Origin of the sequence: Streptomyces sp. DH24 (assembly GCF_029813775.1) — a bacterium.
Taxonomy (GTDB): Bacteria; Actinomycetota; Actinomycetes; order Streptomycetales; family Streptomycetaceae; genus Streptomyces.
Genome location: NZ_JARVKW010000017.1, coordinates 1 through 21,344, shown reverse-complemented (window position 1 = coordinate 21,344; position 21,344 = coordinate 1). Strand labels below are relative to the sequence as shown.

The window sequence follows — 21,344 nt, the reverse complement described above, 5'->3', positions numbered from 1 at the left end:
CCGAGGGGGCCCCGCAAGGAGCCCCGCGGCCGAGCCCTACAGCCAGCCCCGCCGCTTGAACAGCCGGTACAGCAGCACCTCCAGGGCGGCCATCACCGCGATCACGGCCGGGTACGACCACTCCCAGCGCAACTCCGGCATGTGGTCGAAGTTCATGCCGTAGATGCCCGCGATCATCGTGGGGACCGCGGCCATGGCCGCCCACGCGGAGATCTTCCGCATGTCGTCGTTCTGACGGACGCTCATCTGCGCCAGGTGCGCCGACAGGATGTCCGACACCAGCCGGTCCAGGGCCTCCACCGACTCGTTCACGCGCGTGATGTGGTCGTGCACGTCGCGGAAGAACGGGCGGGCCCTGTCATCGACGAACGGGACCGCGCCGAACGGCCCCGAGGCCGCCAGGCGGCTCAGCGGCAGCGCGAGCGGGCCGGTCGCCCGGCGGAACTCCAGGATCTGCCGCTTGAAGTTGTAGATCCGCGAGGCGGTGTGCCGGGAGCCGCCGCCGTCCGGCGAGAACACCTCCGCCTCCAGTTCCTCCAGGTCGGTCTGCAGCTCCGTCGCCACCTCCAGATAGTGGTCGACGGTCGCGTCCGCGATCGCGTACAGCACCGACGTGGGGCCCTTGCCGAGCAGTTCCGGTTCCCGCTCCAGCCGGCGCCGCACGGTGTTCAGCGGGGCGCCCTCGCCGTGCCGGACGGTCACCACGAACGAGTCGCCGAGGAAGATCATGACCTCGCCGGTGGAGACGGTGTCGCTCCGCGGCTCGTAGACGACCGGTTTCAGGACCAGGAACAGGGAGTCGTCGTACGTCTCCAGCTTGGGCCGCTGATGGGCCTTGAGGGCGTCCTCGACGGCCAGCGGGTGCAGCCCGAACTCCTGGGTCACCCGGTCGAACTCGGTCTCCGACGGCTCGTGCAGCCCGATCCACACGAAGCCGCCCGCCGCGCGTGCCTCGGCCAGGGCGTCGGACAGGTCATCGGGGCCCCCGCCCCGCTGCCCGTCACGGTAGATGGCACAGTCGACGATCACTGGGTGCGTTCTCCTGTCGCTCGTACGTCATTGCGCTCCGGCGTGCGCCTACCCTGGGCCGCATGCCCACGCTGATCCTGGTCCGGCACGGACGTTCCACCGCCAACACCGAGGGACTGCTCGCCGGCTGGACGCCCGGCGTCGCCCTCGACGAACGCGGGGCCGCACAGGCCGCCGCACTGCCCGGCCGGCTCGCCGGGCTCCCGATCTCCGAGGTCGTCAGCAGCCCGCTGCAGCGCTGCCAGGAGACCGTCCGCCCGCTGCTGGACGCCCGCCCCGGCCTCACCGTCCACACCGACGAACGCATCGGCGAGTGCCACTACGGCGACTGGACCGGCCGCAAACTCGCCGAACTCAAGGACGAGCCGCTGATGGAGGTCGTCCAGACACATCCGTCGGCCGTGCGCTTCCCCGGCGGGGAGTCCATGCGCGCGATGCAGAACCGGGCCGCCGAGGCGGTGCACGAGTGGAACGCGCGCGTGGAGCGCGACCACGGCCCCGACGCCGTGTTCCTCATGTGCTCGCACGGCGACATCATCAAGTCCCTTGTCGCGGACGCACTCGGACTTCATCTCGACCTCTTCCAGCGGATTGCCGTTGAACCGTGTTCCATCACCGCGATCCGTTACACCCGGCTCAGGCCGTTCCTCGTCCGGCTCGGCGACACCGGCGACTTCGCGTCCCTGGTGCCGCGCGAGGCGCCGCCGGCCGACGACGCCCCGGTGGGGGGCGGTGCGGGCGCACCGTGATCGTCGGCCGCAGTAGGGTGAAGCGGTCGACCGTTGCGTAACCACCATTCCGACCCGCTCCCCCTCATCGCTCGATTCCCTCGCCTCTCTTCGGTCGGATTCCCTCTATCCCCCCGATTCCCCCGATGCCCCCGATTCCCATGGAGACAGGACGTGTCCCGTCAGGTGTTCCTCTACGACCAACCGGACCGTTTCGTGGCCGGTACGGTCGGACTGCCAGGGCGCCGTACGTTCTTCCTCCAGGCCTCCGCCGGCTCCCGGGTGACCAGCGTGGCCCTGGAGAAGACCCAGGTCGCGGCGCTCGCCGAGCGCATGGAAGAGCTCCTCGACGAGGTCGTACGGCGTAGCGGCGGCAGCGCGGCCGTCCCCGCCGTGGCGCCCACCGAGATCGCCGACACCGCCCCGCTGGACACCCCCATCGAGGAGGAGTTCCGGGTCGGCACCATGGCGCTCGCCTGGGACGGCGAGGACCAGTGCATGATCGTCGAGGCGCAGGCCCTCGTGGAGCTGGACGCCGACTCCGAGGAGGACCTCGCCGAGGCCGAGGAGCGGCTGCTCCAGGACGAGGAGAACGGGCCCCCGATGCTGCGGGTCCGGCTGACCGGCGCGCAGGCCCGGGCCTTCGCCAAGCGCGCCCTCGACGTCGTCAACGCCGGGCGGCCGCCGTGCCCGCTGTGCAGCCTCCCGCTCGACCCGGAAGGACACGTATGTCCGCGCCAGAACGGATACCGCCGCGGAGCGTGACGACCACCGGCGCGGCCGCCGCCGAGCTGCTCGCCACGGGCGAGCTGACGGTGCGCGGACGCATTCGTGAGGCGTCCAACGCGGCGCTGTACTGCACGGTGACCCTGGACGGGCGGGAGGCGGCCTGCGTCTACAAGCCCGTCGCCGGGGAACGCCCGCTGTGGGACTTCCCGGACGGCACCCTCGCGCAGCGCGAGGTCGCCGCCTACGAGGTCTCCCGCGCGACCGGCTGGGACCTCGTGCCGCCGACCGTGCTGCGGGACGGGCCGTACGGCGAGGGCATGTGCCAGCTGTGGATCGAGGCGGCGCCCGACGCCGGACTGCTCGCCCTGGTCGAGGGGGAGGAGCCCGAGCCCGGCTGGAAGGCGATCGGGTTCGCCGAGGTCGGTGAGGGGCGCACCGCGCTGCTCGTGCACGCCGACGACCAGCGGCTGCGGCGGCTCGCCGTGCTGGACGCCGTCATCAACAACGCCGACCGCAAGGGCGGCCACCTGCTGCCCACCGGCGACGGCCGGCTGTACGCCATCGACCACGGGGTCACCTTCAACGTCGAGAACAAGCTGCGCACACTGCTGTGGGGCTGGGCGGGGGAGCCGCTGACCGAGGAGGCGGCCGACGTCCTCGAACGCCTCCGCGGCGACCTCGCCGAGGGCGGGACGCTCGCCGCGCGGCTCGCCCCGCTGATCACCGCCGCCGAACTCGACGCCACACGCACGCGTGTCGACGCGCTGCTCGCCTCCCGCACCCATCCCGGGCCGAGCGGCGAGTGGCCGGCGATCCCCTGGCCGCCGGTGTAGCGCCCCGCCGTCCCGGCAGCACAACGGCCCAGGCGGCGCAAGAGCGCCTTCCCGGCCATCCGGCGCCAACCGGTTCGTGTACGGAACATCCGTCCGGTTAGGCTCATGACATGCATGCCTGGCCCGCTTCCGAGGTCCCCGCCCTGCCTGGTCAGGGCCGCGACCTGAGGATCCACGACACCGCGACCGGCGGCCTCGTCACCCTCGACCCCGGTCCCGTCGCCCGTATCTACGTCTGCGGCATCACCCCGTACGACGCGACCCACATCGGTCACGCGGCGACCTACAACGCGTTCGACCTCGTGCAGCGCGTGTGGCTCGACACCAAGCGGCAGGTTCACTACGTCCAGAACGTCACCGACGTCGACGACCCGCTGCTGGAACGCGCGCAGCGGGACGACCTGGACTGGGCCGACCTCGCCGAGCGGGAGACCGCCCTGTTCCGTGAGGACATGACGGCGCTGCGGATGCTGCCCCCTAAGCAGTACATCGGCGCGGTCGAGGCGATACCCGGGATCGTCCCGCTCGTCGAGCGGCTGCGCGACGCCGGCGCCGCCTACGAGCTGGAGGGCGACATCTACTTCTCCGTGGAGTCCGACCCGCACTTCGGCCAGGTCTCCCACCTCGACGCCGCCGCGATGCGGCTGCTGTCCGCCGAGCGCGGAGGCGACCCCGACCGGCCGGGCAAGAAGAACCCGCTCGACCCGATGCTCTGGATGGCGGCCCGCGAGGGCGAGCCCAGCTGGGACGGCGGTTCGCTCGGCCGCGGCCGGCCCGGCTGGCACATCGAGTGCGTCGCCATCGCCCTCGACCACCTCGGCATGGGCTTCGACGTCCAGGGCGGCGGCTCCGACCTGGTCTTCCCGCACCACGAGATGGGCGCCTCGCACGCCCAGGCGCTCACCGGCGAGTTCCCCATGGCCAAGGCGTACGTGCACGCCGGCATGGTCGCCCTGCACGGCGAGAAGATGTCGAAGTCCAAGGGCAACCTCGTCTTCGTGTCCCAGCTGCGCCGCGAGGGCGTCGACCCCGCCGCCGTCCGCCTCGCCCTGCTCGCCCACCACTACCGGGCCGACTGGGAGTGGACCGACCAGGTGCTGCGCGACGCCCTCGTGCGGCTGGACCGCTGGCGCGCCGCCGTCTCCCGGCCCGACGGCCCGCCCGCCGAGGCCCTCGTGGACGAGATCCGCGAGGCCCTCGCCAACGACCTGGACGCCCCGGCCGCGCTCGCCGCGGTCGACCGCTGGGTGGAGCTCCAGCGGACCGCCGGCGGCACGGACGAGGGCGCGCCCGGCGTGGTCTCCCGCGCGGTGGACGCGCTGCTCGGCGTCGCCCTGTAGGCAGGCACAAGGAAGGGGCGGTGCGCCGGCAGCGCACCGCCCCTTCCTTGTGCCCCGCTCAGTCCTCCGCCGGGTCCTCGTCGTCGGAGCCGCCCGCCTTCGGCGGTCTCGGGGGCCGCGTACGACCGCTCGGGTTGTCCCGCAGGTACGGCGCGCCCGGCGGGCCGTCGCCGCCCTCCGCGGTGGCGTGCCCGGCCGGTCCCGTAGGACCGGAGCCGTCCCGGCGCCGCAGGTACCGCTCGAACTCGCGGGCGATCGCCTCGCCGGAGGCCTCCGGCAGCTCCGCGGTGTCGCGGGCCTCCTCCAGCGTCTGCACGTACTCGGCGACCTCGCTGTCCTCGGCGGCCAGCTGGTCCACGCCCACCTGCCAGGCGCGCGCGTCCTCGGGCAGCTCGCCCAGCGGGATGCGCACGTCGATCAGGTCCTCCAGGCGGTTCAGGAGGGCCAGCGTCGCCTTCGGGTTCGGCGGCTGCGACACGTAGTGCGGGACGGCGGCCCACAGCGACACGGCCGGAACGCCGGCGTGCGTGCAGGCCTCCTGCAGGACGCCGACGATGCCCGTGGGCCCTTCGTACTTGGTCTCCTCCAGGTCCATCCGGCGCGCCAGGTCCGGATCGGACGTCGTCCCGCTGATCGGCACCGGACGCGTGTGCGGGGTGTCGCCCAGCAGGGCGCCCAGCACGACCACCAGCTCGACGCCCAGCTCATGGGCGAAGCCGAGCAGTTCGTTGCAGAACGACCGCCAGCGCATGGACGGTTCGATGCCCCGGACCAGGACGAGGTCGCGCGGTTTGTCACCGCCGACCCGCACCACCGACAGCCGGGTCGTCGGCCACGTGATCTTCCGGACGCCGGCGTCCATCCACACCGTGGGGCGGTTCACCTGGAAGTCGTAGTAGTCCTCGGCGTCCAGCGCCGCGAACACCTCGCCCTTCCATTCCCGTTCAAGATGCGCGACCGCGGTGGAGGCGGCGTCGCCGGCATCGTTCCAGCCCTCGAACGCGGCCACCATGACCGGGTCGATCAGCTCGGGAACCCCCTCGAGCTCGATCACCCAGTGCCTCCTTCCGACGTGCCCTCACGTACGCCCCAACCTTACGGCGTGGCGCGCGGGCGCCCGCAGCCCCCTCGCACGGGGCAGTGCCCCCATCACTGCCCCGGCCACCGCCCCGGAACACCCGGGGCCCGTTCGCTCAAGGAGAGATCGCCCGCGGATCCGCGGACATGCGGAAGGGGCGGCTCCGTCGGCGGGGAGCCGCCCCTCGCGCCGGCTCCCCGTGCGGGGGGAGCCGTTCCCACGGGCGGCGGCCCGTGGGCGTCCTCGGGCCGGAACCCCTGCCGCGGTTACTTCTCGTCCAGCAGGCCCTGGACCTTCGCCCGGATCTCGTCGGTGGCCAGGCCGCGGATCGTGAGCGTCGTACGGCGGCGCAGCACGTCGTCGGCCGTCTCGGCCCACTCGTTGTCCCGGGCGTAGACGACCTGCGCCCAGATCTCCGGGGCGTCCGGGTGGACCCGCTCGCCGAGCTCCGGGCTCTCGTTGGCGATGCGGGCGATGTCGAAGGCCAGCGAGCCGTAGTGGGTGGCCAGGTGCCGGGCCGTGTCGGCGGCCATGCGCGGGCCCGGCGCCGGGTTGTCGACGAGCAGCCGGTGGGCGACCGCGCGCGGGTTGGCGACACCCGGCAGCGGCAGCTTCTTCGGCAGTGCGGAGATCGGTTCGAAGTCGTCGCCGAGCGGGTGACCCGGCAGCGCCTGGAGCTTCTGCATCACCGTACGGCCGATGTGGCGGAACGTCGTCCACTTGCCGCCGGCGACGGACAGCATGCCGCCCCTGCCCTCGGTCACCACGGTCTCCCGCTTGGCCTTCGCGGTGTCGCCGGGGCCGCCCGGCAGCACCCGCAGACCGGCGAAGGCGTACGTGATGAGGTCGCGGTCGAGCTGCTGGTCGCGGATGGAGAACGCGGCCTCGTCGAGGATCTGCGCTATGTCCTTGTCGTTGACGGCGACGTCCGCCGGGTCGCCCTCGAACTCCTCGTCGGTCGTGCCGAGCAGCAGCATGTCCTCCCACGGGAGGGCGAAGGTGATGCGGTACTTGTCGATCGGGGTGGCGAGCGCCGCCTTCCACGGCGAGGTGCGCTTCAGGACCAGGTGCGCGCCCTTCGACAGACGGATCGACGGCGCCGCGTTCGGGTCCTCCATGCGGCGCAGGTGGTCGACCCACGGGCCGGTCGCGTTGAGCACCAGGCGGGCGCTCACGCCGAACTCGTCGCCGGACAGCCGGTCGCGCAGCTCGGCGCCGGTGACCCGGCCCCTGGTGAAGCGCAGGCCGGTGACCTCGGCGTGGTTGAGCACGACCGCGCCCGCCTCGACGGCCGCGCGGACCGTCATCAGCGCCATGCGCGCGTCGTTCATCTGGTCGTCGCCGTACACGGCCACGGCCTTGAGGTTCTCGGTGCGCAGTTCGGGCACGTCCTGCTGCGCCTTCGCCGGGGACAGCAGGTGCCCGACGCCGTCGCCGAAGGCCGACAGCATCGAGTACGCGAAGACACCGGCCCCCAGCTTCGCAGCGCCGTGCGGCCCGCCCTTGTACACGGGGAGGTAGAACGTGAGCGGGTTCACCAGGTGCGGGGCCACCTGGCGGGACACCGCACGGCGCTCGAAGTGGTTCTCCGCCACCAGCTTCACCGCGCCGGTCTGCAGGTAGCGCAGACCGCCGTGGAGGAGCTTGGAGGAGGCGGAGGAGGTGGCGCCGGCGAAGTCGCCGGCGTCGACCAGAGCCACCCTGAGGCCGGCCTGCGCGGCGTGCCAGGCGGTGGAGATGCCGAGGATGCCGCCGCCGATCACGAGAAGGTCGTACGACGCCTTGGCGAGCTGCTCCCGGGTCTCGGCGCGGCTCGGGCCGACGCCGTGGGCCGGGCGCGTGCCCAGGGCAGGCACGGACTGCAGGGTGGGCTGAATGGTCATGTCGGGTGTTACTCCTCGTCCTCGAGCCAGCCCATGGTCCGCTCGACGGCCTTGAGCCAGTTCTTGTACTCACGGTCGCGCTTTTCCGCGTCCATGCGTGGGGTCCACTCGGCGGCCCGCCGCCAGTTGGCGCGCAGGTCGTCGGTGCTGTTCCAGAAGCCGACGGCGAGACCGGCGGCGTAGGCGGCGCCGAGGCAGGTGGTCTCCGCGACCATCGGGCGCACCACCGGGGCGTCCACGAAGTCGGCGAGCGTCTGCATCAGCAGGTTGTTGGAGGTCATGCCGCCGTCGACCTTGAGGGCGGCCAGCTCCACGCCGGAGTCCTTGGTCATGGCGTCGGCGATCTCCCGCGTCTGCCAGGCGGTGGCCTCCAGCACGGCGCGCGCGAGGTGCGCCTTGGTGACGTACCGGGTCAGGCCGGCGATCACCCCGCGGGCGTCGGAGCGCCAGTACGGGGCGAACAGGCCGGAGAAGGCCGGTACGAAGTAGGCGCCGCCGTTGTCCTCGACGGAGAGCGCGAGCGTCTCGATCTCGGCGGCGGTGGAGATCAGCCCCATCTGGTCGCGCATCCACTGAACCAGCGAACCGGTGACGGCGATCGAGCCCTCCAGGGCGTAGACCGTGTCCTGGTCGCCGATCTTGTAGCCGACGGTGGTCAGCAGCCCGCTGTAGGAGTTGATGATCTTGTCGCCGGTGTTCATCACCATGAAGGTGCCGGTGCCGTACGTCGACTTGGTCTCGCCCTCGGCGAAGCAGGTCTGGCCGAACAGCGCCGCCTGCTGGTCGCCGAGCGCGGAGGCGACCGGGATGCCGCCGAGCAGGTCGCCCAGCTTGCCGCCGGTGATCTCGCCGTAGACCTCGGCGGAGGAGCGGATCTCGGGGAGGATCTGCTTCGGCACGCCGATGGACTCGCAGATGCGGTCGTCCCACTCCATGGTGTGGAGGTTCATCAGCATGGTGCGGGAGGCGTTGGTGACGTCGGTGACGTGCTTGCCGCCGTCCGTGCCGCCGGTCAGGTTCCAGATGACCCAGCTGTCCATGGTGCCGAAGAGGATGTCGCCCGCCTCGGCGCGCTCCTTGAGGCCGTCGACGTTGTCGAGCAGCCAGCGGGCCTTGGGGCCGGCGAAGTAGGAGGCCAGCGGCAGGCCGGTCTCGCGGCGGAAGCGGTCCTGGCCGACGTTGCGGCCGAGTTCCCTGCACAGGGCGTCGGTGCGGGTGTCCTGCCAGACGATGGCGTTGTGGACGGGCTCACCGGTGTTCCTGTCCCACAGCACGGTGGTCTCGCGCTGGTTGGTGATGCCGATGGCCTTGATGTCGTCGCGGGTGATGCCGGCCTTGGCGACGGCTCCGGCGACGACCTCCTGGACGTTCGTCCAGATCTCGGTGGCGTTGTGCTCGACCCAGCCCGGCTTCGGGAAGATCTGCTCGTGCTCCTTCTGGTCGACGGAGACGATGCGTCCGTCGCGGTCGAAGACGATGCAGCGGCTGGAGGTCGTGCCCTGGTCGATGGCCGCGATGAACGGGCCGGCGGTGTGCGCGTCGGTCACTGTGTGCTCCTGGGGATTCCGTGGTGAGGGGCGGTGTCTGCGGCGAATGGCGGTGCCTTCGGGGGAGCCGGACGGCTCCCGGAGATGATGCTCACGCGAAGGCGACGTTGTAGATGCCCGCCGCTATGGCTCCGCCGATCAGCGGACCGACCACCGGGACCCAGGAGTAGCTCCAGTCGGAGCCGCCCTTGTTGGGCAGGGGGAGCAGGGCGTGCACGATGCGCGGGCCGAGGTCGCGGGCCGGGTTGATCGCGTAGCCGGTCGGGCCGCCGAGGGACAGACCGATCGACACCACCACGAGGGCGGTGATCAGGCCGCCCAGCACGCCGAGGCCGTCGCCCTCGGCGTTGAGGCCCTGGGTGAGGACCGCGAGCAGCAGGACGACCGTGCCGATGATCTCCGTGAGGAGGTTCAGCACCGGGTTACGGACCTCGGGGCCGGTGGAGAAGATGCCCAGGACCGGGCCCGCGCCCTTCTCCTGGGCCTCGACGGCCTTGGCCGCGGTGTCCTGCGCGCCGGGGCCGCCGACGATCTCCCGGTCGGTGAGGTGGGCGAGGAACTGGCCGTAGTAGGCCACCCAGACCAGCGCCGCGCCGATCATGGCACCGAGGAACTGGCCGGCGAAGTAGACCGGCACGTCGCCCCACTCGCCGTCCTTGATGGCGAGCGCGAACGTGACGGCCGGGTTGAGGTGGGCGCCGGACAGCGGCCCGGAGATGTACACCGCCGTCATGACGGCGAAGCCCCACCCGAAGGCGATGGCGAGCCAACCGGCGTTGCGGGCCTTGGAGGCCTTCAGCGTCACGGCGGCGCAGACGCCGCCGCCGAGCAGGATGAGTATGGCGGTACCGATGGTCTCGCCGATGAAGATGTCGGAGCTGGACACCCGCGACTCCTTTGTCCTTCGTCCAGGGGAAGCCGAACCCCGGGTCCCTCCGGGAGTTCTGGCGCCCTCAGGTGATGAGAGCGATGCCGGCCCTTGGCGTTGCCACACTCTAACGCGTATTGCCGGTAGGTGTTCGACAATGCCGACCGATGGACGTGGAGTCTCGCTGTGGCGTCACGCGTGCGTCAAGGGCTCTGTAATCGAAAACACGATCGTTATTGATCGTCGTGTGCTATCGATCCCCGTGGTCCGCGGCGCCCCCGTGCCTCGGGTGCCTGCCCCGGCCGGCGTCCGGACGCGACGCCGGCCGGAACGCCGTGCGGCGTTCCGGTCTCACCCTGCCCAGCGGGACGTGCTTCAGAACCGCCCGGCACCCAGGTCCCGGGAAACCGCGCGGGCGCAGTCGCGCACCGCGGCGATCAGCTCGGGGCGCAGCTCCCCGTCCCGGCACAGCCGCTCCACGGCGCCCGTGATGCCGACCGAGCCGACCGGCATGCGGCGCCGGTCGTGGATGGGGGCGGCGACCGACGCGACGCCCTCCCAGGTCTCCTCGACGTCCGCCGCGTAGCCCCGCGCGCGTGTCATGTCGAGGATCTGCTCGAAACTCTCCAGGTCGCAGACGGTCCGGTCGGTGAACGCCTTGCGGTCGGCCTCCAGGGCCTCGCTGTGCGCCACCGGGTCGTAGGCCGACAGGACCTTGCCGAGGGCCGTGGAGTGCAGCGGCTGCATGGCCCCGATCTCCAGGACCTGGCGGCTGTCGTCGGGCCGGAAGACGTGGTGCACGATGAGGACGCCCTGCTGGTGCAGGACGCCCAGGTACACGCTCTCGCCGCTTGACCGGGCCAGGTCGTCCGTCCAGACCAGGGCCCGCGCCCGCAGTTCGTGCACGTCGAGGTAGGTCGTGCCCAGCCGCAGCAGCTCGGCGCCCAGCTGGTAGCGACCGGAGGCCTCGTCCTGCTCGACGAAGCCCTCCTGCTGGAGGGTGCGCAGGATTCCGTGGGCGGTGCCCTTGGCGAGGCCCAGGGACGAGGCGATGTCCGACAGGCCGAGCCGCCGCTCGCCGCCCCCGAGCAGCCGCAGCATCGCGGCCGCCCGTTCGAGCGACTGGATGTTCCGTGCCATCGCCGTCCTGCCTCCGTCCCCTTCGACCGTCGACCCGCGACGTCGCTGCCGCTGTTCGGCAATGCCGAACACTACCGGTCCATGCCGACCTGCCGCTAATGGTCGGCCAATTCGTGTTACGCCGTCCGCCACCCCGCAGCCTGTCCGGACGCCGCGCCGCCCGCCATCCTCGTCCGGCCTGTGGACCCTCTGACCATCGGCCCCCGGTCCCGGCTACCCTGGCGACGTGCGTCACCGCCCGGGAGTTCCACGTGAGCTCTCTGCGGACAGACGCAAAGCCGACAGCCGTCGCATCAAAGGGAGCCCTTTCATGGCCTCGTTGCCGCCGACCCCTACCGCCGACAGCCGGACCCGCGCGTCCGCCCTCCGCGAGGCACTCGCCACCCGTGTGGTGGTCGCCGACGGAGCGATGGGCACCATGCTCCAGGCCCAGGACCCGACGCTGGAGGACTTCGAGAACCTCGAAGGCTGCAACGAGATCCTGAACGTCACCCGGCCCGACATCGTCCGCTCGGTCCACACCGAGTACTACGCCGCCGGCGTGGACTGCGTGGAGACCAACACCTTCGGCGCCAACCTCGCCGCCCTCGGCGAGTACGACATCGCCGACCGGATCGTCGAGCTGTCCGAGGCCGGCGCCCGCATCGCCCGCGAGGTCGCCGACGAGTTCACCGAGCGGACCGGACAGCAGCGCTGGGTGCTCGGCTCCATGGGCCCCGGCACCAAGCTCCCCACCCTCGGCCACACCACGTACGCCGCGATCCGCGACGCCTACCAGCGAAACGCCGAGGGCCTGCTCGCCGGCGGCGCCGACGCGCTGCTCGTGGAGACCACGCAGGACCTGCTCCAGACCAAGGCGTCCGTCGTCGCCGCCCGGCGCGCCATGGAGGCCACCGGCCACGACGTGCCGCTCATCGTGTCGGTCACCGTCGAGACCACCGGCACCATGCTGCTCGGCTCCGAGATCGGCGCCGCGCTCACCGCGCTTGAGCCGCTCGGCATCGACATGATCGGCCTGAACTGCGCCACCGGCCCGGCCGAGATGAGCGAGCACCTGCGCTACCTCGCCCGGCACGCGCGCGTGCCGCTGTCCTGCATGCCGAACGCCGGCCTGCCCGTCCTCACGTCGGACGGCGCGCACTACCCGCTGACCGCCCCCGAGCTGGCCCAGGCGCAGGAGAACTTCGTCCGCGACTACGGCCTCTCCCTGGTCGGCGGCTGCTGCGGCACCACCCCTGAGCACCTGCGCCAGGTCGTCGAGCGGGTCCGCGACCTGGCCCCGGGCGAGCGCAGCCCGCAGCCCGAGCCGGGCGCCGCCTCCCTCTACCAGACCGTGCCGTTCCGCCAGGACACCTCGTACCTGGCGATCGGCGAGCGCACCAACGCCAACGGCTCGAAGAAGTTCCGCGAGGCCATGCTGGAGGCCCGCTGGGACGACTGCGTGGAGATGGCGCGCGAGCAGATCCGCGAGGGCGCGCACATGCTCGACCTGTGCGTGGACTACGTCGGCCGCGACGGCGTCGCCGACATGGCCGAGCTGGCCGGCCGCTTCGCCACCGCCTCGACCCTGCCGATCGTGCTGGACTCCACCGAGGTCGACGTGCTCCGCGCCGGCCTGGAGAAGCTCGGCGGCCGCGCGGTGATCAACTCGGTGAACTACGAGGACGGCGACGGCCCCGAGTCCCGCTTCGCCAAGGTCACGAAGCTGGCCCAGGAGCACGGCGCCGCGCTGATCGCGCTGACCATCGACGAGGAGGGCCAGGCCCGCACCGCCGAGAAGAAGGTCGAGATCGCCGAACGCCTGATCGCCGACCTGACCGGCAACTGGGGCATCCACGAGGAGGACATCCTCGTCGACTGTCTGACGTTCACGATCTGCACCGGCCAGGAGGAGTCCCGCAAGGACGGCATCGCCACCATCGAGGGCATCCGCGAGCTCAAGCGGCGCCACCCGAGGGTGCAGACCACGCTGGGCCTGTCGAACATCTCCTTCGGCCTCAACCCGGCCGCCCGCATCCTGCTGAACTCCGTCTTCCTGGACGAGTGCGTCAAGGCGGGCCTGGACTCGGCGATCGTGCACGCGTCGAAGATCCTGCCCATCGCCCGCTTCAGCGAGGAAGAGGTCCGCACGGCCCTCGACCTGATCTACGACCGCCGCAGCGAGGGGTACGACCCGCTGCAGAAGCTGATGGCCCTGTTCGAGGGCGCCACCGCCAAGTCCCTCAAGGCCGGCAAGGCCGAGGAACTGGCCGCGCTGCCGCTGGACGAGCGACTCAAGCGCCGCATCATCGACGGCGAGCGCAACGGCCTGGAGGCCGACCTGGACGAGGCGCTGCGGACCCGCCCGGCGCTCGACATCGTCAACGAGACGCTGCTGGACGGCATGAAGGTCGTCGGCGAGCTGTTCGGCTCCGGCCAGATGCAGCTGCCGTTCGTGCTGCAGTCCGCCGAGGTCATGAAGACCGCCGTCGCCCACCTCGAACCGCACATGGAGAAGGTCGAGGGCGACGAGGCCGGCAAGGGCACCATCGTCCTCGCCACCGTCCGGGGCGACGTCCACGACATCGGCAAGAACCTCGTGGACATCATCCTGTCCAACAACGGCTACAACGTCGTCAACCTCGGCATCAAGCAGCCGGTCTCCGCGATCCTGGAGGCCGCCGAGGAGCACAGGGCCGACGTCATCGGCATGTCCGGGCTCCTGGTGAAGTCCACGGTGATCATGAAGGAGAACCTGGAGGAGCTCAACGCCCGCGACCTCGCCGCGAAGTACCCGGTCATCCTCGGCGGTGCCGCCCTCACCCGGGCCTACGTCGAGCAGGACCTGCACGAGATCTACGACGGCGAGGTCCGCTACGCCCGGGACGCCTTCGAGGGCCTGCGCCTGATGGACGCGCTCATCGGCATCAAGCGCGGCGTCCCCGGCGCGAAGCTCCCCGAGCTCAGGCAGCGCCGGGTCAGGGCGGCCACCGTCGAGGTCGAGGAGCGTCCCGCCGAGGGCGCGGTCCGCTCCGACGTCGCCACCGACAACCCGGTCCCCGAGCCGCCCTTCTGGGGCACCCGCGTGATCAAGGGCATCCAGCTCAAGGAGTACGCGTCCTGGCTGGACGAGGGCGCCCTGTTCAAGGGCCAGTGGGGCCTGAAGCAGGCCCGCACCGGTGACGGACCCACCTACGAGGAACTGGTCGAGACCGAGGGCCGGCCCCGGCTGCGCGGCCTGCTCGACCGGCTCCAGACGGACAACCTGCTGGAGGCGGCCGTCGTCTACGGCTACTTCCCGTGCGTCTCCAAGGACGACGACCTGATCATCCTGGACGAACAGGGCAACGAGCGGACCCGCTTCACCTTCCCGCGCCAGCGCCGCGGCCGCCGGCTGTGCCTGGCCGACTTCTTCCGCCCCGAGGAGTCCGGCGAGACGGACGTCGTCGGCCTCCAGGTCGTCACCGTGGGCTCCCGCATCGGCGAGGAGACGGCGCGGCTGTTCGAGGCCAACGCCTACCGGGACTACCTCGAACTGCACGGGCTGTCCGTGCAGTTGGCCGAGGCGCTCGCCGAGTACTGGCACGCGCGCGTGCGCGGCGAACTCGGCTTCGCCGGCGAGGACCCGGCCGAGATGGAGGACATGTTCGCGCTGAAGTACCGCGGCGCCCGCTTCTCCCTCGGCTACGGCGCCTGCCCCGACCTGGAGGACCGCGCGAAGATCGCCGGCCTGCTGGAGCCGGAGCGCATCGGCGTGCGGCTGTCGGAGGAGTTCCAGCTGCACCCGGAGCAGTCCACCGACGCCATCGTCATCCACCACCCGGAGGCGAAGTACTTCAACGCCCGCTGAGCCGGTGTGCCAGGGGCACGCGGGATGAACGAGGCGAAACGTTCGCGGACGACGTAGACTGATCGGTCCACCGCAGGCCGGTTCCCCCGTGGGAACCGGCCTGAACGTCCCTCAAGGAGGTGCGCCCGGATGACCAGTACGGTCCCCGCGCTCGGAACCCGTACGGCCGAAGGCTCAGCCCTGCAGGCGGTGCTTCTGGACATGGACGGCACCCTGGTGGACACCGAGGGCTTCTGGTGGGACGTCGAGGTCGAGGTCTTCGCCTCCCTCGGGCACACCCTGGACGAGTCCTGGCGCCATGTCGTGGTCGGCGGCCCCATGACCCGCAGCGCCGGGTTCCTGATCGAGGTCACGGGCGCCGACATCACCCTTCCCGAGCTGACCGTCCTGCTGAACAAGGGCTTCGAGGAGCGCATCGACCAGGCGCTGCCGCTGATGCCGGGCGCGGCCCGGCTGCTCACCGAACTGTACGAGCACGAGGTCCCGACGGCCCTGGTCTCCGCCTCCCACCGGCGCATCATCGACCGTGTGCTGGACCGCCTCGGCCCCCGGCACTTCGCGCTGTCGGTCGCCGGTGACGAGGTGGCGCGCACCAAGCCGCACCCCGATCCCTATCTGGTGGCCGCCGCAGGGCTCGGCGCGGACCCGGCCAGATGCGCCGTCGTCGAGGACACCGCGACGGGCATCGCGTCGGCGGAGGCCGCGGGCTGCCACGTCGTGGCGGTGCCGTCCGTGGCGCCCGTCGCCCCGGCCGGCCGGCGCACGGTCGTGACCTCCCTCGAAGAGGTCGACCTGGCTTTTCTGCGGAGCCTGATCGCCGCGCGATGACGGAAATGCGACGGGCGTTCACCTGGCGTGCGACGGCCGATTGAACGGGAATTCCCGGGCTGATGTGCGAATGAATTCGGCCCGTACGTGTGGCCGAATTGCGGGACGGGGGGCATGCGCCGGGCGTGTGAGGTTCGCCACGCGAGCGAGGGCCGGTGAAGGGTCCGGCGGGTGCGGTCCGCCCATTTCGGGCACCGCCGACGTGCCCTTGTGTCCCATTTGATGGAACCCTGTACTAATCCTTCCGGTGTCAGGTTTCCGGTGAGTCCACGCCCGGTTCCGCTGCGTGATGAGGGCTCAACTCCGGGCGCGGCGAAGCGGCCTGCGGGCGCGGACTAATCTCGTCACGAGGACGTCACCCCCTTCCCCGTGCCCCCGCCGCGACACCCCTGCATGCCGGGTACACGGATCTGACAGCTGTGGAGAAACTCGAGAATGAACCGCAAGACCCTGGTGCCGCCGGCCGTGCTCGGTCTGCTCGTGCCGGTGCTCGCCGCCTGCGGTGGATCCGGAAGCGGCCAAGGCGACGGCATCGTTGTCGGCACCACCGACCGGTTCACCGCCTCGAAGGACGCTCCCGCACCGTTCGACCCCGCCTACGCCTACGACGTCGGCCCCTGGAACATCCTGCGCCAGACCGTGCAGACCCTGATGGTCCAGCCGCGCGGCGAGGGCGACCCCGTGCCCGAGGCCGCCGAGAAGTGCGGGTTCACCGACACCGGCAACGAGCGCTACGCGTGCACCCTGCGCGACGGCCTCACGTTCTCGAACGGCGACGCCGTGACCGCGGCCGACGTCAAGTACTCCATCGACCGCGCCCTCTCCATCAAGGCCGACAGCGGTGTCTTCGCCCTGCTGTCGAACATCGACACCATCGAGACGCAGGGCGAGCGCGAGGTCATCTTCCACCTCAAGTCGGCCGACGCCACGTTCCCGTTCAAGCTGTCCACGCCGGTCGCCGGCATCGTCAACGCCGACGAGTACCCCAAGGACCGGCTGCGGGACGGCTTCGCGGTCGACGGCTCCGGTCCCTACCGCCTCAAGTCGGAGGTGCGGGGCGACGAGCTGGTCAAGGCCGTCTTCACCAGGAACCCCAAGTACAAGGGCGCCCTGGACGTGAAGAACAGCCAGGTCGAGATGGTCGCCTACGAGGACGCCGACGCCATGGGCAAGGCGCTGGAGGAGGGCGAGATCGACCTGATGACCCGCACGATGTCGCCGGAGCAGATCCGCGAGCTGTCCAACGGCTCCGGCGACGTCGACCTGATCGAGACGCCCGGCCTGGGCATCCGCTACCTGGCCTTCGACACCGCGGACCCCACCGTGAAGTCCAAGGCCGTCCGGCAGGCCATGGCCCAGATCGTCAACCGCAGCGAACTCATCTCCAAGGTCTACGGCTCCCAGGCCGAGCCCCTGTACTCGCTCGTCCCGGCCAGCATCACCGGCCACTCCAACTCGTTCTTCAACAAGTACGGCGACCCCGACCCCGACAAGGCCAGGTCGCTGCTCGAACAGGCCGACATCACCACCCCGGTGAAGCTGACGCTGCACTACACGACCGACCACTACGGTCCGGCCACCAAGGACGAGTTCGAGGTGCTGCGCAAGCAGCTCAACGCCAGCGGCCTGTTCGACGTCCGCATCAAGGGCACCCCGTGGTCGACGTTCCGCCCGGCCGAGCAGAAGGGCGAGTACGAGGTCTACGGCATGGGCTGGTTCCCGGACTTCCCCGACGCCGACAACTTCCTCGCGCCGTTCCTCGACAAGGACAACTTCCTCGGCTCCCCGTACGCCAACGGCCGGGTCCGCACCGACCTGATCCCGGAGTCCCGCCGCGAGGCCGACCGGCTGTCCGCCGCCCCGAGCCTCCAGTCCATCCAGGACATCGTCGCCGAGGACGTGCCCGTGCTGCCGCTGTGGCAGGGCAAGGAGTACGTCGCCGTGCGGGGTGACGTCACGGGCACCGCGTACGTGCTCAACTCGTCCTCGACCCTTCAGCTCTGGGAGCTCGGCCGCGGCGTGAGCGGCTGACACCTCCCGCCACCGGGGCCGCCAACAGCGGCCCCGTACACCGGGGGTACGTGACCGCGGCCCCGGGACGACGAAACGACGAGAAGGCACCTGCACGTGAACATTCGCAACCAGTGGCCCGTTCTCCCCATCGTGGCGGGGCTGGCCTCCGGCCTGCTGGCCGGATGCGGAACAGAGACCGGCGGATCCGGAGGCAACGACTCCAACGTGGTGATGGGGATGTCGGACGACGTCCTCGCCACGGACCCCGCCTCCGGCTACGACCCCGGTTCCTGGCTGCTGTTCAACAACGTCTTCCAGTCGCTGCTCAGCTTCCCCAAGGGAGGCACCGAACCGCAGCCCGAGGCCGCCGAGGAGTGCTCCTTCACGGGCACGGAGACGAAGGTCTACCGGTGCACGCTGAAGGACGGCCTGAAGTTCAGCAACGGCGCGGCGCTCACCTCGAAGGACGTCAAGTTCTCCTTCGACCGCATGCTGAAGATCAATGACGACGCCGGCCCCGCGATCATGTTCCCCACGCTCGACAAGGTCGAGACGCCGGACGAGAAGACGGTCGTCTTCAAGCTGAACACGCCGGACGCCACCTTCCCGAGCAAGATCGCCTCCGGCGCGGGCTCCATCGTCGACCACCGGCAGTACGAGGCCGGCCGGCTGCGCGAGGACGGCAGGGCGGTCGGCTCCGGCCCGTACAAGCTGGAGTCGTTCAACGACGACGAGGCCGTCTTCTCCGTCAACGAGCACTACAAGGGCACCGCCGACATCCAGAACGGCGGCGTGACCCTCAAGTTCTTCCACGGCGACCAGGCCGGCCTGAAGAAGGCCGTCCAGGAGGGTGACGTCGACATCGCCTACCGCGGACTCACCGCCGACGACATCGCCGACATCGAGCAGGGCGGCCCCTCGTCCGGCGTCGACATCGTCGAGGGCAACAGCGCCGAGGTCCAGCACCTGGTGTTCAACATGGACGACCCGGTGGCCGGCAAGCTCGGCGTACGCAAGGCCATCGCCCACCTGATCGACCGCGAGGCGCTCATCCGGGACGTCCACCAGGGCACCGCGACCCCGCTGTACTCGATCGTTCCGGCCGGTATCGCGGGCCACAACACGGCCTTCTTCGACGCCTACGGCGCCCACCCCGACAAGGCCAGGGCCCAGGCCGCGCTGCGCGCCGACGGCATCACCGGCAAGGTGAAGCTGACCCTGTGGTCCACCCCGTCCCGCTACGGCCCGGCCACCGACGACGAGTTGGCGGCCATCGCCAAGCAGCTCAACGCCAGCGGCCTGTTCGACGCCGAGATGCGGTCCGTGCCCTTCGAGCAGTACGAGAAGGACATCGCCGCCGGCAAGTACGGCGTGTACGTGAAGGGCTGGGTGCCCGACTACCCGGACGCCGACAACTTCACGGCCCCGTTCTTCGGCAAGGACAACGTGCTCGGCAACAACTACACGAACCGCGCCATCACCGGCTCGCTCATCCCGAGCACCGCCGCCCAGAGCGACCGCTCCGCGACCGACAAGGACTACGGCCGCATTCAGGACATCGTCGCCGAGGACGTGCCCATGCTCCCGGTCTGGCAGGGCAAGCAGTACGCGGTGGTCCGCGACGGCGTCTACGGCCTGGAGTACTGCCTCGACGCCTCGACCGTGTTCCGCTTCTGGGAGCTCAGCAAGGGCTGAGCCGGGCACGCCGCCGCACGGCAACGCGAAAAGGGCGCCCTCGGCACCGGAGTTCCGGCGGTGAGGGCGCCCTCTCGTGTGCGCGGCGGGGCCGTGAGCGCGGGCGGGGCCTACTGCGCGCCGGGGCGCACCAGACCGCTCTCGTACGCGTACACCGCGGCCTGCACGCGGTCGCGCAGCCCCAGCTTGGTCAGCACGTGCCCCACGTGCGTCTTGACGGTGGTCTCGCTGACGAACAGGTCGGCCGCGATCTCCGCGTTGGACAGCCCGCGCGCCACCAGCTTCAGCACCTCAACCTCACGATCGGTCAGCGTGTGCAACGTGTCCGGGACGGGCTCCTCGCCGGACGGCAGATGCGTGGCGTACTTGTCGAGCAGCCGCCGCGTGATGCTCGGCGCGAGCATCGCCTCACCGGCCGCCACCACGCGGATCGCCTGCACCAGTTCGTTGGCCGGGGCGTCCTTCAGCAGGAAGCCGCTCGCCCCGGCCTTCAGCGCCTCCACCACGTACTCGTCCAGGTCGAAGGTGGTCAGCACCAGCACCTTCGCCGGGCCGTCCCGCCCGGGGCCGGTGATCTGCCGGGTCGCCTCCACGCCGTCCATCCGCGGCATGCGGATGTCCATCAGCACCACATCGGGCTGCAGGGCCCGCACCTGGTCGAGCGCCTGGAGGCCGTCTCCGGCCTCGCCGACGACCGCGATGTCCTGCTCGGCCTCCAGGATCATCCGGAAGCCCGTACGCAGCAGGGGCTGGTCGTCGACCAGTAGGACGCGGATGGCCACGTAAGTCTCCTTCGCTAGTCCGGCCCCATTCTGCCCTGCGCGGCGGCGTCCGACTCGGGCGCCCTCACCGGCAGCGGATACGGCGGGGGAGTGCCGCCGAACTCCGGGCAGTGCGCCTGGTGGTCGCACCAGCCGCACAGCTTCGTCGGGCGCGGCCGCCAGTCACCCGTCTCCGTCGCCTGCCGGATCGCGTCCCACAGCGCCAGCAGCTTGCGCTCGACCCGCTCCAGGTCGGCGACCACCGGGTCGTACGTCAGGACGTCACCGCTGCCGAGGTACACCAGCTGCAGCCGCCGCGGGACGACCTGCTTCAGCCGCCACACCACCAGGGCGTAGAACTTCATCTGGAACAGCGCGCCCTCGGCGTACTCCGGCCGGGGTGCCTTGCCCGTCTTGTAGTCGACGATGCGCACCTCGCCGGTGGGCGCCACGTCCACCCGGTCGATGATGCCGCGCAGCCTGAGACCGGAGTCCAGCTCCGTCTCCACGAACAGCTCCCGCTCGGCGGGCTCCAGACGCGTGGGGTCCTCCAGCGTGAACCAGCGCTCGACCAGCCGCTCCGCCTCACCGAGCCAGCGCGCCATCCGCTCGCCCTCCGGGTCGTCGGCGAACAGCTCGACGACCTCCGGCCGGCTCTCGCGCAGCCGGTCCCACTGGCCCGGGATCAGCGACTTGGCGCGCGGCGCCGTGCGCTCGGCCGCCGGGGCGTCGAAGAGGCGCTCCAGCACCGCGTGCACCAGCGTGCCCCGGGTCGCCGCCTCGCTGGGCTTCTCCGGCAGCCGGTCGATGACCCGGAACCGGTACAGCAGCGGGCACTGCATGAAGTCGCTCGCACGCGAAGGGGACAGCGAAGCCGGCGCTGTGGCGGCGGGTCCGGTCACGCCCTGGTCCACCGCTGCCGCCGCCGGCCCCGCCGGATCCACCGCCGGGGCAGGACTGCCGTGGGGCACTGTCGCGGCTGGGGCGCTGTCGGTGCTCGTCTCCATGACGACAGACCTTACGGCCCGGCACCGACAGCGCCC

At 71.1% G+C, this 21,344-nt stretch carries 16 protein-coding genes; 8 read left to right on the top strand and 8 right to left on the bottom strand.

Features of this window, described 5'->3' with window-relative positions; translation table 11 throughout:
• Positions 1-36 precede the first annotated feature (36 nt).
• Positions 37-1,029: a magnesium/cobalt transporter CorA gene (corA, locus tag QC282_RS15855; protein ID WP_279550042.1), complete on the bottom strand. Its 993-nt coding sequence runs from the start codon at positions 1,027-1,029 to the stop codon at positions 37-39.
• A 62-nt stretch (positions 1,030-1,091) separates the two neighbouring features.
• Here corA and QC282_RS15850 point away from each other — a divergent pair, with 62 nt between their 5' ends.
• The 4 genes from QC282_RS15850 (at position 1,092) to mshC (ending at position 4,659) form a co-directional block, all read left to right on the top strand.
• Positions 1,092-1,778: an MSMEG_4193 family putative phosphomutase gene (locus QC282_RS15850; RefSeq protein ID WP_279550041.1), complete on the top strand. Its 687-nt coding sequence runs from the start codon at positions 1,092-1,094 to the stop codon at positions 1,776-1,778.
• 153 nt (positions 1,779-1,931) lie between these two features.
• Complete coding sequence (locus QC282_RS15845; protein ID WP_279550040.1) at positions 1,932-2,522, top strand: DUF3090 domain-containing protein; 591 nt, start codon at positions 1,932-1,934, stop codon at positions 2,520-2,522.
• A complete protein-coding gene (locus tag QC282_RS15840) occupies positions 2,486-3,319 on the top strand; it encodes an SCO1664 family protein (RefSeq protein WP_279550039.1) in 834 nt (277 codons plus the stop codon). Before QC282_RS15845 ends, QC282_RS15840 begins: the two co-directional genes overlap by 37 nt.
• A 110-nt stretch (positions 3,320-3,429) precedes the next feature.
• Positions 3,430-4,659 (top strand): cysteine--1-D-myo-inosityl 2-amino-2-deoxy-alpha-D-glucopyranoside ligase, encoded by a 1,230-nt coding sequence (gene mshC, locus QC282_RS15835; protein ID WP_279550038.1) that lies wholly within the window; start codon positions 3,430-3,432, stop codon positions 4,657-4,659.
• Positions 4,660-4,717: 58 nt separating this feature from the next.
• Here the strand turns inward: mshC and QC282_RS15830 are convergent, their stop codons facing one another.
• From QC282_RS15830 to QC282_RS15810, 5 genes are all read right to left on the bottom strand, one after another.
• On the bottom strand, positions 4,718-5,713 hold the full coding sequence (locus QC282_RS15830; RefSeq protein ID WP_279550037.1) for a PAC2 family protein: 996 nt from the start codon (positions 5,711-5,713) through the stop codon (positions 4,718-4,720).
• A gap of 290 nt (positions 5,714-6,003) precedes the next feature.
• Positions 6,004-7,620, bottom strand: coding sequence for a glycerol-3-phosphate dehydrogenase/oxidase (locus QC282_RS15825; RefSeq protein ID WP_279550036.1), 1,617 nt, complete (start codon positions 7,618-7,620; stop codon positions 6,004-6,006).
• 8 nt (positions 7,621-7,628) lie between these two features.
• The gene (gene glpK, locus QC282_RS15820) at positions 7,629-9,167 is read right to left on the bottom strand and encodes a glycerol kinase GlpK (RefSeq protein WP_279550035.1); all 1,539 of its coding nucleotides are present in this window, start codon (positions 9,165-9,167) and stop codon (positions 7,629-7,631) included.
• A gap of 91 nt (positions 9,168-9,258) precedes the next feature.
• Positions 9,259-10,053 carry an aquaporin family protein gene (locus tag QC282_RS15815; protein WP_279550034.1) on the bottom strand — a complete coding sequence of 265 codons (795 nt, stop codon included), beginning with the start codon at positions 10,051-10,053 and terminating at the stop codon, positions 9,259-9,261.
• A 357-nt stretch (positions 10,054-10,410) separates the two neighbouring features.
• Positions 10,411-11,175: an IclR family transcriptional regulator gene (locus QC282_RS15810; protein ID WP_279550033.1), complete on the bottom strand. Its 765-nt coding sequence runs from the start codon at positions 11,173-11,175 to the stop codon at positions 10,411-10,413.
• Between the two features lie 310 nt (positions 11,176-11,485).
• Here QC282_RS15810 and metH point away from each other — a divergent pair, with 310 nt between their 5' ends.
• The 4 genes from metH to QC282_RS15790 all read left to right on the top strand — a co-directional run bounded on the left by metH (position 11,486) and on the right by QC282_RS15790 (position 19,540).
• Positions 11,486-15,004, top strand: a complete 3,519-nt coding sequence (metH, locus tag QC282_RS15805; protein ID WP_279550032.1) for a methionine synthase — start codon at positions 11,486-11,488, stop codon at positions 15,002-15,004.
• 129 nt (positions 15,005-15,133) lie between these two features.
• Complete coding sequence (locus QC282_RS15800) at positions 15,134-15,832, top strand: HAD family phosphatase (protein WP_279550031.1); 699 nt, start codon at positions 15,134-15,136, stop codon at positions 15,830-15,832.
• 435 nt (positions 15,833-16,267) lie between these two features.
• On the top strand, positions 16,268-17,863 hold the full coding sequence (locus QC282_RS15795; RefSeq protein ID WP_279550030.1) for an ABC transporter substrate-binding protein: 1,596 nt from the start codon (positions 16,268-16,270) through the stop codon (positions 17,861-17,863).
• A gap of 96 nt (positions 17,864-17,959) precedes the next feature.
• Positions 17,960-19,540, top strand: a complete 1,581-nt coding sequence (locus QC282_RS15790; RefSeq protein WP_279550029.1) for an ABC transporter substrate-binding protein — start codon at positions 17,960-17,962, stop codon at positions 19,538-19,540.
• 110 nt (positions 19,541-19,650) lie between these two features.
• Here the strand turns inward: QC282_RS15790 and QC282_RS15785 are convergent, their stop codons facing one another.
• Positions 19,651-20,322: a response regulator transcription factor gene (locus tag QC282_RS15785; RefSeq protein WP_004002520.1), complete on the bottom strand. Its 672-nt coding sequence runs from the start codon at positions 20,320-20,322 to the stop codon at positions 19,651-19,653.
• 14 nt (positions 20,323-20,336) lie between these two features.
• A complete protein-coding gene (locus tag QC282_RS15780) occupies positions 20,337-21,308 on the bottom strand; it encodes a RecB family exonuclease (RefSeq protein WP_279550028.1) in 972 nt (323 codons plus the stop codon).
• Positions 21,309-21,344: the final 36 nt, after the last annotated feature.

What these genes read in the sequence shown, in the direction of transcription:
- QC282_RS15795 (WP_279550030.1), top strand. Translation starts at nt 16,268, where the DNA reads ATGAACCGCAAGACCCTGGTGCCGCCGGCCGTGCTCGGTCTGCTCGTG.
- mshC (WP_279550038.1), top strand. Translation starts at nt 3,430, where the DNA reads ATGCATGCCTGGCCCGCTTCCGAGGTCCCCGCCCTGCCTGGTCAGGGC.
- QC282_RS15780 (WP_279550028.1), bottom strand. Translation starts at nt 21,308, where the DNA reads ATGGAGACGAGCACCGACAGCGCCCCAGCCGCGACAGTGCCCCACGGC.
- QC282_RS15850 (WP_279550041.1), top strand. Translation starts at nt 1,092, where the DNA reads ATGCCCACGCTGATCCTGGTCCGGCACGGACGTTCCACCGCCAACACC.
- QC282_RS15840 (WP_279550039.1), top strand. Translation starts at nt 2,486, where the DNA reads ATGTCCGCGCCAGAACGGATACCGCCGCGGAGCGTGACGACCACCGGC.
- QC282_RS15810 (WP_279550033.1), bottom strand. Translation starts at nt 11,175, where the DNA reads ATGGCACGGAACATCCAGTCGCTCGAACGGGCGGCCGCGATGCTGCGG.
- metH (WP_279550032.1), top strand. Translation starts at nt 11,486, where the DNA reads ATGGCCTCGTTGCCGCCGACCCCTACCGCCGACAGCCGGACCCGCGCG.
- QC282_RS15800 (WP_279550031.1), top strand. Translation starts at nt 15,134, where the DNA reads ATGACCAGTACGGTCCCCGCGCTCGGAACCCGTACGGCCGAAGGCTCA.
- QC282_RS15825 (WP_279550036.1), bottom strand. Translation starts at nt 7,620, where the DNA reads ATGACCATTCAGCCCACCCTGCAGTCCGTGCCTGCCCTGGGCACGCGC.